The following is a 17,437-nucleotide window of genomic DNA, read 5'->3' as shown; positions in this document are numbered from 1 at the left end:
TCCACTTTGGTCAAACTTTAATGATATCAAAACCAGCTGCCTTCCTTAACCTATTCATGATGGCAATTCCGACACCTTCTTCCTCAAAACTTTCACTTAATATAACATCTACATTTAAATCATCAAAAGCTCTTAGGGTTTCAAATAGATTCTTAGCAACAGCATAAAGCTCTTTCCTGCTACCTAAAGATATAATCTCACCTGCTTTATAAAGTTCTTTCGTTTCTTCTGTTGCTATAATTCCTACTCTCAAATCTTTTTCTATATAATTTTGCACTATTTCATTTATTTTTTCAATAGTTTTTTGCAGATTTCCTTCAACAATAGTAACCTTTGCCTTTGGAGCATAATGTCTATATTTCATACCTGGCGCCTTAGGTTTCAAATTTTCAGAGGGCGTTGTCATGATTGCAGGATCTATATATATTTTGTCATCTATTTCTCTAAGCATCTCTAATGTTATTCCACCTGGTCTTAAAATACATGGTGGATCAATAGTACAATCAACAATGGTCGATTCCACTCCTACATTACTTTTCTCTCCGCCTAAAATATAATCTACCTTTCCATTTAAGTCTTGTACACACCTTTCTATATCAGTAGGACTTGGTCTTCCTGATATATTGGCAGAAGGAGCTGCTATAGGTTTACCTGAAAGTTCTATAAGCTTTAATGCAATATCATTTGCTGGCATTCTAATACCAATAGTACAAAGTCCCGCAGATGTTACTGATGGAATTATATCTTTTTTATTTAAAATTATAGTTAGTGGCCCTGGCCAAAAATTTTCCATCATTTTTCTTGCCACTGTAGGTATGTCATTAACTAGTAGTGATACATCTTTATCGCACACATGAATTATAAGTGGATTATCTTGAGGTCTTCCCTTTGCAATAAATATCTTTTTTACTGCTTCTTCATTTAATGCATCTGCTCCTAATCCATAAACAGTCTCTGTAGGAAAAGCAACTACTCCTCCACTTTTTATTATTTCTGCTGCTTCATGTATATATTTTTTATCAAGATGCAAATCCTCTATTACTGAAACTTTAGTGTTCAAATCAATCCCTTCCTTCAAAACTCATTTATAAATCTTACGGTATCTTCATGCAATTTATACTAAATATAAAATTTAATAGGCATCGACCATATTAGATTTCAGCTAGATTTTACTTTGTGAAATGGCAGAAAATAAGCTTAAAGCCCTACATTTACATGTAAGGCTTTTATGTATTAGAAGTCAGTATTTCCCATTGCTTTCATCTTTTCAGCTTGATCTTCCGTAATAAGGGCATGAATCATTTCTTCAATATCTCCATTCAAAAATGCATCAAGCTTATAAAGTGTTAGCCCTATTCTATGATCAGTAACTCTTCCTTGCGGATAGTTATATGTTCTTATTCTCTCACTTCTATCCCCTGTACCAACTTGACTCTTTCTGTCTTCAGCAATACCTGCTGCTCTCTCTGCCTCTGCTTTTTCAAAAAGTCTTGCTCTTAGAACTTTAAGAGCCTTTTCTTTATTTTTAAGCTGTGACTTTTCATCCTGACAAGAAACAACTAATCCTGTTGGTAAGTGAGTAACTCTTACTGCTGAGTCAGTAGTGTTAACGCACTGCCCACCATGTCCAGATGCTCTAAACACATCAATTCTTAAGTCCTTTTCGCTGATTTCAAGTTCAACATCATCAACTTCTGGAAGAACCGCAACAGTTGCAGTTGAAGTATGTATTCTACCACTTGATTCTGTATCTGGAACTCTCTGCACTCTATGTACTCCTGATTCATATTTAAGCTTTGAATAAGCACCATCACCTCTAAGCATAAATACTACTTCCTTAAATCCTCCAATATCAGTTTCATTTGAACTCATTAGTTCAATCTTCCATCTTTGAGTTTCAGCATATCTTGTATACATTCTAAAAAGATTAGCAGCAAACAGAGCTGCTTCTTCTCCACCTGCTCCTCCTCTTATTTCTATAAATACGTTCTTATCGTCATTAGGATCTTTTGGAAGAAGAAGTATTTGAAGTTCCTTTTCAAAAATGTCCTTTTGCTCAGAAAGACTTTTAAGTTCTTCTTGAACCATTTCTCTCATATCTCTATCATTTTCTTCTGAAAGCATTTCTTTATTTATTTCTATCTCTTCTAAAACATTCTTATATTCCTTATACTTATTAACTACTATTTCTAACTCTGAATGCTCTTTACAAAGCTTTCTCCACTCATTCTGATTTGCCATGATAGATGGATCTGAGATTTTAACTGAAAGCTCATCATATTTGTTTTCTATGAAATTTAATCTATCTAATATCATCTTATCACTCCGTAATAAAAATTTTCATATTTAAGTATTATAGCATAATAGTTCATTGCTAATCAACCTTTAACTCACCTATAACTACTCTATCTAAATAAGCTAGGTCCTTAATTATTTTAACATTTATAAATCCTTTTTCAAGCATTAAATTTTGGACATCCACACCTTGATCATAACCTATTTCAAAAGCAAGAATTCCATTTACCTTTAAAACGAGTTTACTTTCTTCAATAATTCTTCTATAGAAGTTAAGCCCATCTTCTCCGCCACTTAGTGCAAGATGTGGTTCATATTCTCTTACATCTTCCATGAGAGTTGGTATAACATCATTTCTTATATAAGGTGGATTAGATACAATAATATCATAACGCTTTTGCATTTTTATTACTTCTTTTAAAAGATCGCTTTGAATAAATTCTGCTCTTTCTTCTAGGGAAAACCTACTTATATTTTTACAGGTTACAATTCTAGGATCTTCTGCAATATCTATTAAATCAACCTTTGAATTTTTCCTATAATATGCTATAGATAGACCAATGGCACCACTACCACAGCAAAGATCACAAACTTCCACCTCTTTTTCTTCCTCTATTTTTTCAAGTACTGATTCTACAAGTATTTCCGTATCTGGTCTTGGAATTAGTACTCCTTCCTTAATATATAGTTCAAGCCCCATGAATTCACAAGTTTGTAAAATATACTTTAGAGGCATCTTCTTCTCTCTCTTTTCCACAAGACTATAAAATTCTTCTATATTATACTTTCCAATTTTCTCTTCCCTATGAGTTATTATATATAATTTATCTCTTTTCAATACTTTGCCTAAGAGAAGCTGACAATCTAAAACATAGCTATCGATTCCTGACTCTTTTAGTCTTTTATTACCTTCCTCTAGAAGCTCTCCTATTGTCTTTTCCTCATCCTTAATACCCTCTGCTGTCTTAAGTGCTTTTATAGCGACTTCAATTTGTTTATCATCTGGTTCTCTTGTAGTAAGCTCCTGAAGTTTAAGTCCTGGTACTGCTATTAACCTAGATAAAAGACTATCACTCATACCTACCCACTTTATTAACTCATAAGTTAAACCAGAAACTAAAGGGAGTAGTACTATTCTTGAAGCTACTCTTTCTAAGAGAGAATTCCACCCTGTAAAAGAAAAAGCAAATATCCCCACTAACATGACTAAAAACATAAAATTCGTCCCACATCTTGGATGAAATCTCTTAAACTTTTTAACATTATCTACAGTAAGCTCTAGTTCATTTTCATAACAAAATATAGTTTTATGCTCTGCACCATGATACTGATATAGTCTATGTATATCCTCCATTTTACCAATTAAGTACATATATAATAAAAGTATACTTACTCTTATTATTCCTTCTACTATATTAAGACCAATCACACCCAATCCAACATTCTTAAAAACTGAAGTAACACCTGTCGGAAAGGCTACGAATAGTCCTATAGCAAAAATAAAAGAAATCATAAAGGTAATTCCCATAAGAATATCATTGCTTTTTTTACCAAACATCTTTTCTAAAAATTCTTCAAACTTTGAAGGCTCATCATCTTCTTCAAAAAAAGAAGCGGAATAGTTTAAAGCTCTCACTCCTTCAATTAAAGAGTCTACCAATGCTACAAATCCCCTAAGAACAGGCATTCCTAAAATTTTATATTTTTTTGTTAAAGGAGCTGTATTTTGAAAAGTTACCTCAATCTCTCCATCAGGAGTTCTAACAGCAGTAGCAAGTCCTTTTGCCCCTCTCATCATAACACCTTCTAAAACCGCCTGCCCACCAACTTGACATTTTTTCATATATATTCTTACCTTTCTATTACTTTTTCATATTTAAATACTTATATTTATAGTAGCAATTTCCACATAAAGATTCATATTCTACATTATCTATATTATCTATAGCAATTTGTTCTCCCTCAAAAACAAATTTGCCATTTATCTTTCTACCATTTAGTATTGCCTTTTTTCCACATTTACATATTGTCTTCATTTCTTCTATACTATGAGCTATAAGAAGAAGCCTAGCACTTCCTTCAAAACCATTCATTTGAAAATCACTTCTAAGCCCGTAACAGATTACTGGAATATCATTAAGTACTGCAACCTGAAAAAGTTGATCGATTTGATAAGTTTTAAGAAACTGTACTTCATCTACTAGTATGCAGTGAATAATTTTATTTTTGTCTATCCACGTCACTATCTTTTCATATATATTATCTTGATTTCCTATAAGTAAATCTACTTTTCTTTCTACTCCAAGTCTAGAAACTAGTTTATTCCCCCCTTTTTTGTCAGTGGCAGGTTTTATTATTAAAACATTCATTCCTCTCTCTTCATAGTTATGAGCAACTTGCATTAAATGTGTTGATTTACCTGAGTTCATTGCTCCATATCTAAAGTATAACTTACTCATGGTTTAATCTCCTTTGTAAAAAAATTTCTTCTTCGATTATAGCATTTTAACCTAAAGCTAAAAAGGCTTTTTATTTATTTTTCCTATATTGACTAATTAAAGATCACCATGTTATACTTTAGTAGTTGCAAAAAAGCAACATTGAAATTTGAAAGAGGTGAACAAGATGAGAGAAGGCATACATCCGGAATACCACAATGATTCAGTGGTTAAGTGTGCATGTGGAAATACTTTTACAACTGGTTCTGTTAAAAATGAACTTAAAGTAGAAATATGCTCTAAATGCCACCCATTCTTCACTGGAAAACAAAAAATCGTTGACGTTGGCGGTAGAGTTGACAAGTTTAAGAAAAGATTCGGTCTTAATAAGTAGCAAATTTTGGGGAAGACATAGTCTTTCCCATTTTTGTTTGCTTCTATAAAATTTTGTTAAACAGATTATTTTTTTGCATCAATATGTAATTTTAAAAAAAGAATGGTAAACTATTAATATATATTAAGTGCAAAGTGAGTGAAATAAATGAAGAAAGTTCTTATTTTGACCACATCAACAGGTCAAGGACATAATCAAGCGGCCAACTCTTTAACTGAAACATTTATTGAAAATGGATATGAAGTTGTTAAATATGACTTTCTATATAACAATAGCAAGTTTTTAAACAAAATAATAGTAAGTGGATATGAAATTTCAGCAACTAAGTTTCCTAAGTTATATGGATTATTATTCTATCATCTTACAGATTTTAAATATATAAATACTGCATTAAAACTTTCCTTTGGGTTAAATGACAGAAAACTTTTAAGATATATCAATAGCGTTAACCCAGATATTATCATCGGAACTCATTCATTCTCTGTAAATATTATTAGCAGATTAAAAAAGAATAAGCTTATAAATATACCTTTTATATCCGTAATCACTGACTTTAAAGCTCACTATACCTATATTTCGCAATACGTTGATGCTTATATAGCAGGTAGTTCCTATACCAAAGAACATCTAATAAGCAGAGGAATTGACGAAAATAAAATCTTCACTTTTGGAATTCCAATAAAAAAAGAGTTTTATACCATTGATTCTGAAGTAGCTTTTACAAAAGACAGCCAATACTTCAATATATTGCTCATGAGTGGAAGTATGGGACTCTCAAATATTTTCTATGTTTTAAAGGAACTCCTAAAAAATAAACATAAACTTAGAATAACCGTTGTATGCGGTAAAAATACAACTCTAAAGAAAAAGTTACTAAGCCTATACTCAAAACCCATAGAGAATAAAAAAGTTCATGTTTTAGGATACACTAATGACATCCCTTCAATAATGGATTATTGCGATATAGTTATTTCTAAACCAGGTGGACTTACAGTTACAGAATCTATAGCCAAAAAGTTACCGATTGTTATTCCTTTCGCAATACCTGGTCAAGAAATTGAAAATACTGAATTTCTTCTTCAAAATAAATGTGCTATTTATGTTAATAATTTAAATGATATAAATAAAGAGATGGATAAACTTATAGAAAATCCAGATATACTTAATATTATGAAAAAAAGACTCCAAGAATTAGGAAAAAATTTCTCAGTTGATAATATAGTGAAGCTTTCAGATAAGCTTATAAAAAAAGTTATATATAAAAAGATTCATAATTGAATATACAATTTCCGAAAAACTTAAAAAATAGATTGTATTCTTTAAATTTATTAAGTACTAAACTGATTTATGTTTATTAAAAAGCTCTAAGTAAAACTTAGAGCTTTTTATGTAGATATCATAATATTATCTACTATTAGAGGAATTATCTAAATTTAATTTATTAAATGTCTTTAAGAATCCATCATTGTTTTTTGTTTTAGATAATAGATTAATAAGATTTTCAGTAATATGTTCTACATTTCCATCCCTATACATAACTCTTCTGATTGTATAAGCTACTTCTTTTTCTTCTTCTGTAAGAAGTAAATCTTCTTTTCTAGTACCTGATTTATATATATCGATAGCAGGGAATATTCTTCTTTCTTGAAGCTTTCTATCAAGGTGAACCTCCATATTACCTGTACCTTTAAATTCTTCAAATATCATGTCATCCATTCTACTTCCTGTTTCAACAAGAGCTGTAGCCAAAATTGTAAGACTTCCACCTTCTTCAATATTTCTTGCAGCACCAAAGAACTTTTTAGGCATTATAAGTGCTCCAGGATCTAACCCCCCTGAGAGTGTCCTTCCAGTTGGGTTTATAGTAAGATTATATGCTCTTGAAAGTCTTGTTAAGGAATCTAAAAGTATCACTACATCTTTTCCGTGCTCTACCATTCTCTTTGCTCTTTCAAGAACAAGCTGAGCTACTCTTGTATGATTAATTGGTTCTTCATCAAAGGTAGAATATATTACTTCCCCATTAATTGATCTTTGCATGTCTGTCACTTCTTCTGGACGCTCATCAATAAGCAGCACCATAAGAGTCACATTAGGATAGTTCTTAGAAATATTTTGAGCAACCTTTTTTAATAATGTTGTTTTACCTGCCTTAGGTGGTGCAACTATTATACCTCTTTGCCCTTTACCTATAGGACATATAATATCCATAAGTCTTGAAGATAAATCCTTTTCATCACTAGTTTCCAATCTTAATCTTTCGTCTGGATAAATCGGAGTAAGATTTTCAAATGACTTTCTTCCTATTGCTGTTTCTGGATTTTCACCATTTACTTTCTGCACGTATAATAATGCCTTAAATTTTTCCCCATCTTTTGGTTCTCTAACCTTACCTTCTATTTCATCACCAGTTCTTAGACTAAATCTTCTTATTTGAGAAGGAGAAACGTATATATCCTCTTCTGAAGTTAAATAATTTTTACATCTTAAAAAACCAAAATTATTTGATTCCATTATCTCAAGAATACCTCTTGCAGTATCTGAAGAGTTTATCATAACCTTTAACTGTTCCTTTTTCTCCTCTCCCTCTTCTTTTTCAATTTCTTTATCAGGTGAATCCTCTGTTTTTTCTTTTTCATCATGACTTTTAGGAGATATTTTTTCTCTTAATATAATACCATCCTTTTGAATGGCATTTGGGGAGCTTTTTATTATCTCTTCTATCAATTCACTCTTTTTCTTTTTAGAAACATTTTTAATGCCTAAATCTTTTGCAATATCCTTGAGCTCAACAAGAGTCTTATTTTCATAGAAATCCACTGTCAAAGCCGCACCTCCAAATATAACATTTTGAAATTTTTCAGGAAAATAATAGGTTGGAAATAAAAAGAATATATTTAAGAAATTTAATTCTAAATCTTTAAGCTAATTAGTTCTACTTAAATAAATTCTCTCATAAACAATGAAACGAGTAAAGATGTAACTTTACTCGTATGTAGAGATAGCATATATATTATGCTTTATTCAATACATATTTTCAAGTACTTTTTATCCCCCCTATTATAATTATTAATTAAATTAAAAATTTTATTCGATTATATAGAAAAGCAGCTTATTATCAAGTAGGCACTTGACTAATTTAAGCTGCTTCTCATTATCGTAAAAATCTTACTTATTTTCTAAAGATGCTTGTATAAAGTCTCTAAATAGTGGATGCGGTCTATTTGGTCTTGATTTAAGTTCCGGATGATATTGAACAGCTACAAACCATGGATGATCCTTAACTTCAACTACTTCAACTAATCTTCCATCTGGTGAAGTACCTGCAATTCTCATTCCTGCTTCTGTTATAACAGTTCTATATTCATTATTAAATTCGTATCTATGTCTATGTCTTTCATAGATTAAATCATCATTATATGCTTCATGTGCAAATGCTTCCTTATCAAGCTTACATGGGTATAAACCTAATCTCATAGTTCCTCCCATATCTTCTATATCCTTTTGTTCTGGCATTAAATCTATAACAGGATAATTAGTTTCTGGATCTATTTCTGATGAGTTAGCACCTGTATAACCTAAAACATTTCTAGCAAACTCAATAACTGCACATTGCATACCAAGACATATTCCAAGGAAAGGCTTTTTATTTTCTCTTGCATATCTTATAGCTTCAATCTTTCCTTCTACACCTCTATCTCCGAATCCTCCAGGAACTAAAATACCATCTACATCTCCTAATAATTCATCGATATTTCCTGATGTAACTTCTGATGCATTTACCCATTTAATTTCTACAGTTGAGTCATTAGCTAATCCTCCATGACCTAATGCTTCTACTACAGATATATAAGCATCATGAAGTTCAACATACTTTCCTACTAAAGCAATCTTTGTTTTCTTTGATAGATTCTTTATTCTACTTACCATGTCAACCCATTGGCTATTATTTATATCTCTACATCCTAAACTTAATTTTTCGACAACTAGATTATCTAAACCTTCTTTATGTAATAATAGAGGAACTTCATATAAATGCTCTGCATCTAAATTTTGTATAACTGATCTACCATCTATGTTACAGAATAACCCTATTTTATTTCTTAAATCCTCTGATAATGGTTTTTCCGCTCTACATACTATTATGTCTGGTTGAATACCTATGCTTCTTAGTTCCTTAACTGAATGTTGAGTAGGTTTTGTCTTAAGTTCACCAGCTTTGCCAAGAAAAGGTACTAGAGTCACGTGAATGAAGCAAACATTTTCTCTACCTACTTCATATTTTATTTGCCTTATTGCTTCTAAGAAAGGAAGTGATTCTATATCTCCAACTGTTCCTCCGATTTCTGTTATAACTACATCTACATCTCTTTCTTTAGAGACTCTATATACTCTATTCTTTATCTCATTTGTGATGTGGGGTATAACTTGAACAGTTCCTCCTAAGTATTCACCTTTTCTTTCCTTTGAAATTACTGACCAATATACCTTACCAGTTGTTACATTTGAACTCTTTGTTAAATTCTCATCTATAAATCTTTCATAATGTCCAAGATCTAGGTCAGTTTCTGCTCCATCATCTGTTACGAAAACTTCTCCATGTTGATATGGACTCATAGTACCTGGATCTACATTTAGATATGGATCAAATTTTTGAATTGAAACTTTTAACCCTCTATTCTTTAAAAGTCTACCTAATGATGCTGCTGTTATTCCTTTTCCTAAAGATGAAACTACACCACCAGTAACAAATACATACTTAGTTGTTTTATTGTTTATCATGTTACTTCCTCCCTATATATGAGAAATTATTAAAACTATTGACATTTTTTTAAAAAAGTATTACAATTAGTATTACCCACTAAATTAAGCTGGGTTTTTATTGCCTCAGGAACATACAACCTATCATACCACATATCTAAACACATTTCTAGTATTTTTTTTTTGCTTTCTACATGATTTTTATATCGCATCTTCCATTTCAAAATATCTCTCAATCATATACTTCTTCTATTCTCTTATTTTTACTTAAATTATTAGCATATATACTTTTTTAATAGAAAAATAAAACTTAATATGTATTGACTTACTAAATTTTAACTAAGTTTTACTTTATAGAATATTAAAGCATAATTAAATCCTAAGCATTTCTGCTCAGGATTTAATTATGCTTTAATATTTATTTTTAAATGAGTGCTCTGAGATTTTTGCCCTGAAACACTAAGGTTATAGTTGATAAAAACCTCTCCTCCATTTTCATCCACATCTATTTTTAATTCTTTTGTGTTTATTTTTAATTCTAACATCCCATATGGAGTATTATAAAGACTTACAGAACTATTATTTTTCTTAAAATTCATTGTTGTTGAAGTGGTTCCCTCTCTTTCTAACGTAAGGGAATTATCAGAAATTACTATCTTTGTAGTTGTACCATCCATCCCTGAAATCTCTGTTTCATCATAAACAGCCTCATATCCATTGTCCTTTATTAGAAACTCACCTGGTGTAACCACCTCTATAACATCATTTTCTTCAGCCATCTGCTGACTTGCTATTGTAATAACTGCTTTCTTTTTCATTATATCCTCCTTTTACCCTGCATTTATCATGTATTTATTTAACTCTTCTTCTGCTGCAGGAGTAACTATACGTATATTTAAAAAATTAGTTCCACTTTTTCCATACTTAATCTCTAACTGCTTTTCATCTCTTCCCTTACTGTATCTTGCCGATATCTTAGCTGCAAGCTCTATATCTTTTTCTGAATACTTACCAGTTAATATTACCATAGCACCGGAATAAGATAGTGGAAAAAACATCAAATCTTCTTCTTTCACCAAATCTTTCATTGCTTTTGCTTCTGTCTCATCTCTAGCGGCTATAATCTTTACATATTCACTTATTCTAAAGTGTCTTCCCAATCTAAGCATATCAATATCTTTTAATAATATGTTTTTCTCTGTATCTATCAAATCCTTTAATCTTGCTGAAAAATTTGGCTCAGTTAACTTACATCCTCCTGCTGGTGAAGGGTAGTCTTTTATTCCCCATTTTTCTGCAAGCTCTATTTGCCTCGTTCTAGTTCTTCCCGAAATATCTAGAAGTTTTTCTCTATCTACAAGACCACTTAACTCCATTTCAGTTGGATCTAAATTTTTTGCACAAAGAGGCCTTAATATCTTATCACTAAAACCGGATTCTTTTTTTACCATATCTAACGCCTTTTTATTTTGAGACATTGGTCTTTGATTTAAAACTTCTCCAGTAATTATAAAATCAGCTTCATATTTTTCTAAAAGCTCTCCAACATACTTCATCATCATAGCATGACAATCTATACATGGGTTCATATTTTTTCCCCATCCATGCTTAGGTTCTTTTACCATTTCAAAATGTTCTTTTGAAAAGTCTATAACTATAAGAGGCATTCCAATCTGTTCACACATTCTTTTTGCATTACTTTCCTCAAAAAAGTATGATTTAAAACATACCCCTATAACATCAATCCCTTGTTCTTTAATAAGTTTCGCAGCTAAAATACTATCTAACCCTCCTGAAACCATGGCTAGTGCCCTAGTCATTTTCATTCCTCCTTTTAAGTAGTCATAAGTTATAGTTTAGTTTTTTTTAACACTTTAATCAAGTTCAAAAAGTAAAGAGGTGCCCTATTTTTAATTTTGTGGCCTCCTCCTTATTTTAAAATATATTATCATCCACATTTATTACTCTTATTGAAAGAACCTCTCTATGAGTTCTTTGGTTTTAAATTTAAGCTTTATTTCAGCACCATTTTGTTTTACAGCTTCTTTTATATTCTGTGTTTGTTCACTATTATTTATATTATCAATTTCTTCAAATTCTTTATCACTTAAAACCTTTTTCATTTCTTTTTCTGTTTCTTTATATGCAATCTGTCCCTTAGCTATATCAACAAAACATAAAGGCGGAAACATTACACACCACCAATTTTGCCCTTTACCTCCTCCAATTATAATTCTATAAGCTTCATAATTACCTTGAGGAAGAGTTATGTTTCCATACATTTTAACTGGAAAGTTTTCAAATCCTAATGTAGTCTTTACTTCATAATTATATCCATTCTTTTTTATTATATCTTCAGCTATTATTCTTATTTTATCATCATTTTCTTTTATTATCTTTCTAGATTGTTCTATATTTTGAGAGTCCTTAAGCTTTGGTGATATATATTCTAAAACCTTATCTCTTACTTTTAGTTTAAGATTCTGATCCTCATTACTATCACTATTGGCTATAACATGAAATCTTATAAGCTTAGTATTTATTTCATCAACCACATCATTGGCTTGTTCTATTACATTTACATTAACATCATTTAACTTCCAATCAGTAGATCCAATTAAAGATATTGCTACAAGAAAAATTATTACAGTTAATGATATCCTTTTCACAATACAACACCCCCTGATACTAGTAATTATTTCCAAGAGGTGCTATTTTATTCACTATAAATTTTAAAAAATGTACAAGCTAGTTATTATTTACTATATAGTTCTAGTTATGTAAACATCCTTAAACTTCATCTTCATTCTTTCATAACAACTTTGAGCCTTAACCATATCTTCAAAAAAAGCAAAAACAGTAGGCCCACTCCCACTCATCATCGCTCCAATTGCATCCATATTTATCATATTTTCTTTTATAATCTTAATTATGTGGTGCTTCTTTAACGTTACATTTTCCAAAATATTTTTCATATTATTTGCAATAAAATATATATTATCTTTCTCCATAGCTTCAATTAAACCATTAATGTCAGGATGTTTATTAATCCTAGATATATCTATTCCACCATATACCTCTTTTGTAGATACTCCAAAAGGCGGTTTAACTAATACAACTATATGATTTTTAAAATCTTTTAGTGGTATTACAATTTCTCCAATACCTTCACATAAAGCAGTTCCACCCTTTATACAATAAGGTACATCTGCTCCAATTTTAACACCTAACTCCATAAGTTCTTCTAACGAGGCATTAACATTAAATATCGTATTCATTCCCTTCAATACCGCGCCTGCATCTGTGCTACCCCCTGCAAGACCTGCAGACATAGGTATGTTTTTTCTAATGTTTATTTTTACACCCTTTTTTATTCCATATTTATCTTTAAAAAGTTTTGCAGCCTTATAACATAAATTTCTTTCATCGGTTGGAACATAATACTTATTGCAACTTATAACAATTTCTTCACTAAGATTTTCTTCAATATCTATAAGATCATACAAATCTACAGTCTGCATTATCATTTTAAGAAGATGGTATCCATCTTCTCTTTTTCCAACCACATCAAGGGCAATATTTATTTTTGCGTACGCCTTGAGTCTCATTTTAATCCACCCTTTCTGCTATAGTAAATAAGTTTATAATTAAATATAGACAACTCTAATCCTTAATAAAAGTTGAACAAGCATCGAGCCTAATAAATTTCAGTCAGATTTCACTTTGTACAATGACAACAAGTCAATTCACTTATCAAGTTGTTTATCTATAAAACTTCTTTGCAAGTTTTATAAAAATTTATTTTTTTATTAATAATATAATTATATTATGTTTCACAATGATATTTATGTAAATACTATATTCATAATAAATAATAAAAAAATACAATTCACCGATTATCTCTCAATATGTCTATGCAAAAAACTTTACTCTATTATACAAAAGTTAATATACATCGCGCCTAATAACCTTAAGCTAGATTTCATTTTGTCAAATGGCAGAAAATTAAAAAACTATATCAAATTACATAAACGTAATTTGATATAGTTTTTTAATTTTCCATTAATTCTTTCATATCAAAAATTTCATATTGTTTTTGTTTTATATACTCTACAAGATTTTGGAACTGCTCAAAGAATACTATAATTACATCTCCTGTCTTTGCCCTTGTTAATGCTGTTTTAAGAGCTTGAAGTTCATCTAATACTAAGTATACACCTCTTTTCATATTAACAGTTTTATTTATACCTTTTAATATTATTTGAGCAACTTCTCCTGATTTTCTTCCTCTACTATCGATATCTTCTTTTATATAAATATAATCAAAGGCTTCTCCGCAAATAGAACCAATCCTTTCAATGGAGCTATCACTTCGATCACCAGGAACCCCAATTATGCCTATCAAATTTTTATGAGGAATATCTTTTAAAGCCTCTAAAACACTCTTATATCCATCAATATTATGACCATAATCTAAAATCACCTTTATACCATTAATATCATATTCATTAAACCGACCAGGATTATAGTTTTCATCTCCTTGAAATTGTTTTAACCCCTTTGAGATAATGCAATAATCTACTCCAATTCCTACTAAAGCCGCACAACAAGCCATTGCATTATAAACATTATACTTTAATTTTCCACTCTTAGTTATAGCTATTTCATTAACAGCACATATATAGTATTTTTTATTATTATTTTCAACAAAAAGAGCATTATCTTTAATATATATCCCTGGATTTCCTTCATTAATTGATTTTCTTAAATAAACATTATCATCTTTTATAGAAAAGAAAATTTTTCGTGCTTTAACTCTATTAAGTATCTTTAAACTCCATTCATCATCTGCATTAATCACTGCATAACCATCTTCCTTTATAGCTTCAACAACAAGTGATTTAACAAAACTCAAGTCTTCCATAGACTCTATTTCATCTATTCCCAAGTGGTCTTCTGTAATATTAGTTATTACACCAATATCCGCTAAATCATAACCTAATCCACTACGAACAATGCCACCCCTCGCCGTTTCTAAGACAGCCACATCCACATCTCTATTTAGAAGTACTGTTCTTGCGCTATCTGGCCCCGTATCATCACCATAGTCTAAATATTTATTTCCTACAATTATCCCCTCGGTAGTTGTTATACCTACATTGTAGCCTATTAAAGAAAGTATATAACCTGCAAGCCTTGCAGTAGTTGTCTTGCCATTGGTACCTGTTATAGATATTACAGGGATATTTCTAGGATTATTATTATACATCATATCTACTATTGACCCAGCCACATCTCGACTCTTTCCTTCACTTGGGAAATGATGCATTCGTATTCCCGGTGCAGCATTTATCTCTACTACAACTCCACTGTTGTAAATAGGTTTTGAAATGTCTTCTGTACAGATATCTATACCACAAATATCTAGACCAAGAACCTTTGAAGCTCTTATACAAAGTTCTCTATTCTCCTCACATATTTCATCAGTACAATCTATGGCGCTTCCACCTGTGGACAGATTAGCATTTTCTCTTAGCAAAACCTTCTCACCTATTAAAGGAACAGAAGAAATATCAACGCCTTGTTTGTTTAAGCATTCTAAAAGATTCTCATCTATTTTTATTTTTGTTAAAGGTTTTTCATGACTTTCCCCTCTTCTAGGATCAGAATTAAGAATTTTTATAAGGTCTACTATATTATGCTCACCATCACCTATTAAATAGGGAGGCATTCTCTTCGCTACTGCTATAACCTCATGGTTTACAACACATATTCTATAATCATTACCTTTAATATATTTTTCAATAATAATGTCCTTATAATTATCACTTAATACCTTATATACCTTTAATAACTCTTTTTCGCTTTTTATGTTAAGAATCACACCTTTACCTTTATTACCAAACTGAGGCTTAAGCACTACAGGATAACCTATTTTCTCTGCAGTTTGAAGAAGATTTATGGTATTAAAGACTTTTTCACCAGGAGCTACTGGTATATATTGATACTCCAATAACCTCTTAGTTAAAAGCTTATCACAAGAAATATCTGCTCCTATACACCTTGTACCATCACCTATAGTTGCTCCAAAAGTTCTTCCACATTTACCATATCCAATTTGATAAATTCCACTTTCCCCAAGTTTAATTATAGGGAGCTTTCTTCTTTTTGCCGCATCACAAATTGCCTTAGTACTTGGTCCAGTAGTTTCTTCAACTAAAGTTTTTCTTAAATAACTTACTCGCTCTTCAAAATTTATTGGCTTTTGATTTATTAAAGAATTAATTAGATCTATTACAAGATATACAGCTCCTAATGCTACCTTCTTATGTTCATATTGTACAACTACAAAATAGTGTTCTCCTTCGACTACTCTTGCCTTTCCATAACTTACCTCAATACCCATAATATTTTGTATTGCAATTATAGTATGTTCACATACATGTGCAAGATACGTCCCTTCCTCTAGTCTCTTAACAAATCCACCTTCCTCATCAATTCCACACCTATGCTTATATAGTTCTGGTAATAACTTTGTTAAATTAAAATTAAAATTAGGTATATCCTTTGTAGGTATTTCACTGTAACCTTCAAGATCAATATCTATTCTTAAACACTTTTTATGAGAATAGATATTTCTTCCCTCATAAACCTTTTCTTTAATCAGCTTCATTTTCTATTCTTTCCTCCTCAAAAGGCGCTTTGCTAATCAAATTAAATCTATTTCCTTTTGTTAAAACATGCATCTTTACATTAAACATACTCAATATTTCATCTTGATGTTTTTCAGAAACATTGCTATAAGTAATGGAACTTCCATCTAATATGTATACTGCTCCTGAACCAATTACTTCCATAACACCCTGCACATTAACAATAATTGCTGTATCTTCATCAATGCCTATTCCTAAAACTTGTGGATTTTGACCAACTCCAGCTAGTAATCTACCAAAACGTCCCCTTTGGGCAAAATGCTGATCAATAATTGCATTCCTTATAAACCCTAATCCCGGAGCCATCTTTAGTGTACATCTTCTAGGAGATTCTTCATCCTCCCCCTGTACAATCATAGTATCACTCATAACTGATGCACCAGCTGAGGTCCCCACAAAGAAACATCCTCTATCACATACTTTTATCATTTCTTGATATATAGGTGTTCCTCCTATGATACTAGTAATTCTAAGTTGATCACCACCTGTAAAAAATATAACTGATGCATTCTTTACAAGTTGTATATTCTCTACCTTATTACAATCTTTTCTACAACTAACATCCAAAGTCTCAATATTCTTAACACCTAACTCACTAAAAACATTTTTATATTTTTCCCCTACAATCTTAGGGAACTCTGTTGCTACCGTAGTAATAAGAAGCAAATCCTCATTCATATCTATTTTGGAACATACATGTTTTAATATGTCTTTCCTTCCTTCTTTATCTTCAGCTCCCCCTATGATTATTAAATTTCCTTCTGGATTATACTTCAAAGAAAACCACCTCTAATCATATATTTTCTATTTTCACCATTATTTAATAATTTATTCAT

14 protein-coding genes are annotated in these 17,437 nt (G+C 30.9%); 2 read left to right on the top strand and 12 right to left on the bottom strand.

The window, feature by feature from the left end; translation table 11 throughout:
• Nucleotides 1–10 precede the first annotated feature (10 nt).
• From CPJCM30710_RS11685 to CPJCM30710_RS11670, 4 genes are all read right to left on the bottom strand, one after another.
• Nucleotides 11–1,060, bottom strand: coding sequence for an L-threonylcarbamoyladenylate synthase (locus tag CPJCM30710_RS11685; protein WP_212904356.1), 1,050 nt, complete (start codon nucleotides 1,058–1,060; stop codon nucleotides 11–13).
• A gap of 173 nt (nucleotides 1,061–1,233) precedes the next feature.
• Nucleotides 1,234–2,316, bottom strand: a complete 1,083-nt coding sequence (prfA, locus tag CPJCM30710_RS11680) for a peptide chain release factor 1 (protein WP_212904355.1) — start codon at nucleotides 2,314–2,316, stop codon at nucleotides 1,234–1,236.
• Nucleotides 2,317–2,374: 58 nt separating this feature from the next.
• Nucleotides 2,375–4,138, bottom strand: a complete 1,764-nt coding sequence (gene prmC, locus CPJCM30710_RS11675; RefSeq protein WP_212904354.1) for a peptide chain release factor N(5)-glutamine methyltransferase — start codon at nucleotides 4,136–4,138, stop codon at nucleotides 2,375–2,377.
• Nucleotides 4,139–4,157: 19 nt separating this feature from the next.
• Nucleotides 4,158–4,754, bottom strand: a complete 597-nt coding sequence (locus tag CPJCM30710_RS11670; RefSeq protein ID WP_212904353.1) for a thymidine kinase — start codon at nucleotides 4,752–4,754, stop codon at nucleotides 4,158–4,160.
• A gap of 166 nt (nucleotides 4,755–4,920) precedes the next feature.
• Here CPJCM30710_RS11670 and rpmE point away from each other — a divergent pair, with 166 nt between their 5' ends.
• Nucleotides 4,921–5,127 (top strand): 50S ribosomal protein L31, encoded by a 207-nt coding sequence (gene rpmE / locus CPJCM30710_RS11665; RefSeq protein ID WP_212904352.1) that lies wholly within the window; start codon nucleotides 4,921–4,923, stop codon nucleotides 5,125–5,127.
• Nucleotides 5,128–5,274: 147 nt separating this feature from the next.
• Nucleotides 5,275–6,405: an MGDG synthase family glycosyltransferase gene (locus CPJCM30710_RS11660; RefSeq protein ID WP_212904351.1), complete on the top strand. Its 1,131-nt coding sequence runs from the start codon at nucleotides 5,275–5,277 to the stop codon at nucleotides 6,403–6,405.
• A 126-nt stretch (nucleotides 6,406–6,531) separates the two neighbouring features.
• On the opposite strand, the gene rho is transcribed toward CPJCM30710_RS11660, so the two are convergent.
• The 8 genes from rho to CPJCM30710_RS11620 form a co-directional block, all read right to left on the bottom strand.
• Nucleotides 6,532–7,953 (bottom strand): transcription termination factor Rho, encoded by a 1,422-nt coding sequence (gene rho, locus CPJCM30710_RS11655; RefSeq protein WP_212904350.1) that lies wholly within the window; start codon nucleotides 7,951–7,953, stop codon nucleotides 6,532–6,534.
• Between the two features lie 342 nt (nucleotides 7,954–8,295).
• Complete coding sequence (locus tag CPJCM30710_RS11650; RefSeq protein ID WP_212904349.1) at nucleotides 8,296–9,909, bottom strand: CTP synthase; 1,614 nt, start codon at nucleotides 9,907–9,909, stop codon at nucleotides 8,296–8,298.
• A 383-nt stretch (nucleotides 9,910–10,292) separates the two neighbouring features.
• Nucleotides 10,293–10,706, bottom strand: a complete 414-nt coding sequence (locus tag CPJCM30710_RS11645; protein ID WP_212904348.1) for a DUF1934 domain-containing protein — start codon at nucleotides 10,704–10,706, stop codon at nucleotides 10,293–10,295.
• A 12-nt stretch (nucleotides 10,707–10,718) separates the two neighbouring features.
• Nucleotides 10,719–11,708 (bottom strand): tRNA 4-thiouridine(8) synthase ThiI, encoded by a 990-nt coding sequence (locus CPJCM30710_RS11640; RefSeq protein ID WP_212904347.1) that lies wholly within the window; start codon nucleotides 11,706–11,708, stop codon nucleotides 10,719–10,721.
• A 147-nt stretch (nucleotides 11,709–11,855) separates the two neighbouring features.
• Nucleotides 11,856–12,557, bottom strand: a complete 702-nt coding sequence (spoIIR, locus tag CPJCM30710_RS11635; RefSeq protein WP_212904346.1) for a stage II sporulation protein R — start codon at nucleotides 12,555–12,557, stop codon at nucleotides 11,856–11,858.
• Nucleotides 12,558–12,650: 93 nt separating this feature from the next.
• Nucleotides 12,651–13,496, bottom strand: coding sequence for a 4-(cytidine 5'-diphospho)-2-C-methyl-D-erythritol kinase (gene ispE, locus CPJCM30710_RS11630; RefSeq protein ID WP_212904345.1), 846 nt, complete (start codon nucleotides 13,494–13,496; stop codon nucleotides 12,651–12,653).
• 443 nt (nucleotides 13,497–13,939) lie between these two features.
• Nucleotides 13,940–16,561: a cyanophycin synthetase gene (gene cphA, locus CPJCM30710_RS11625; RefSeq protein WP_212904344.1), complete on the bottom strand. Its 2,622-nt coding sequence runs from the start codon at nucleotides 16,559–16,561 to the stop codon at nucleotides 13,940–13,942.
• On the bottom strand, nucleotides 16,548–17,378 hold the full coding sequence (locus tag CPJCM30710_RS11620) for a cyanophycinase (protein ID WP_212904343.1): 831 nt from the start codon (nucleotides 17,376–17,378) through the stop codon (nucleotides 16,548–16,550). Before CPJCM30710_RS11620 ends, cphA begins: the two co-directional genes overlap by 14 nt.
• Nucleotides 17,379–17,437: the final 59 nt, after the last annotated feature.

Origin of the sequence: Clostridium polyendosporum (assembly GCF_018332455.1) — a bacterium.
Lineage (GTDB): Bacteria > Bacillota > Clostridia > Clostridiales > Clostridiaceae > Clostridium_AY > Clostridium_AY polyendosporum.
This window is presented reverse-complemented; position numbering and strand designations above follow the sequence as displayed.

Bases quoted from the DNA above. Each gene is read 5' to 3' on its own strand.
- prfA (WP_212904355.1), bottom strand. From the start codon at position 2,316: ATGATATTAGATAGATTAAATTTCATAGAAAACAAATATGATGAGCTT.
- prmC (WP_212904354.1), bottom strand. From the start codon at position 4,138: ATGAAAAAATGTCAAGTTGGTGGGCAGGCGGTTTTAGAAGGTGTTATG.
- CPJCM30710_RS11670 (WP_212904353.1), bottom strand. From the start codon at position 4,754: ATGAGTAAGTTATACTTTAGATATGGAGCAATGAACTCAGGTAAATCA.
- rpmE (WP_212904352.1), top strand. From the start codon at position 4,921: ATGAGAGAAGGCATACATCCGGAATACCACAATGATTCAGTGGTTAAG.
- CPJCM30710_RS11660 (WP_212904351.1), top strand. From the start codon at position 5,275: ATGAAGAAAGTTCTTATTTTGACCACATCAACAGGTCAAGGACATAAT.
- CPJCM30710_RS11650 (WP_212904349.1), bottom strand. From the start codon at position 9,909: ATGATAAACAATAAAACAACTAAGTATGTATTTGTTACTGGTGGTGTA.
- CPJCM30710_RS11645 (WP_212904348.1), bottom strand. From the start codon at position 10,706: ATGAAAAAGAAAGCAGTTATTACAATAGCAAGTCAGCAGATGGCTGAA.
- CPJCM30710_RS11640 (WP_212904347.1), bottom strand. From the start codon at position 11,708: ATGACTAGGGCACTAGCCATGGTTTCAGGAGGGTTAGATAGTATTTTA.
- ispE (WP_212904345.1), bottom strand. From the start codon at position 13,496: ATGAGACTCAAGGCGTACGCAAAAATAAATATTGCCCTTGATGTGGTT.
- cphA (WP_212904344.1), bottom strand. From the start codon at position 16,561: ATGAAGCTGATTAAAGAAAAGGTTTATGAGGGAAGAAATATCTATTCT.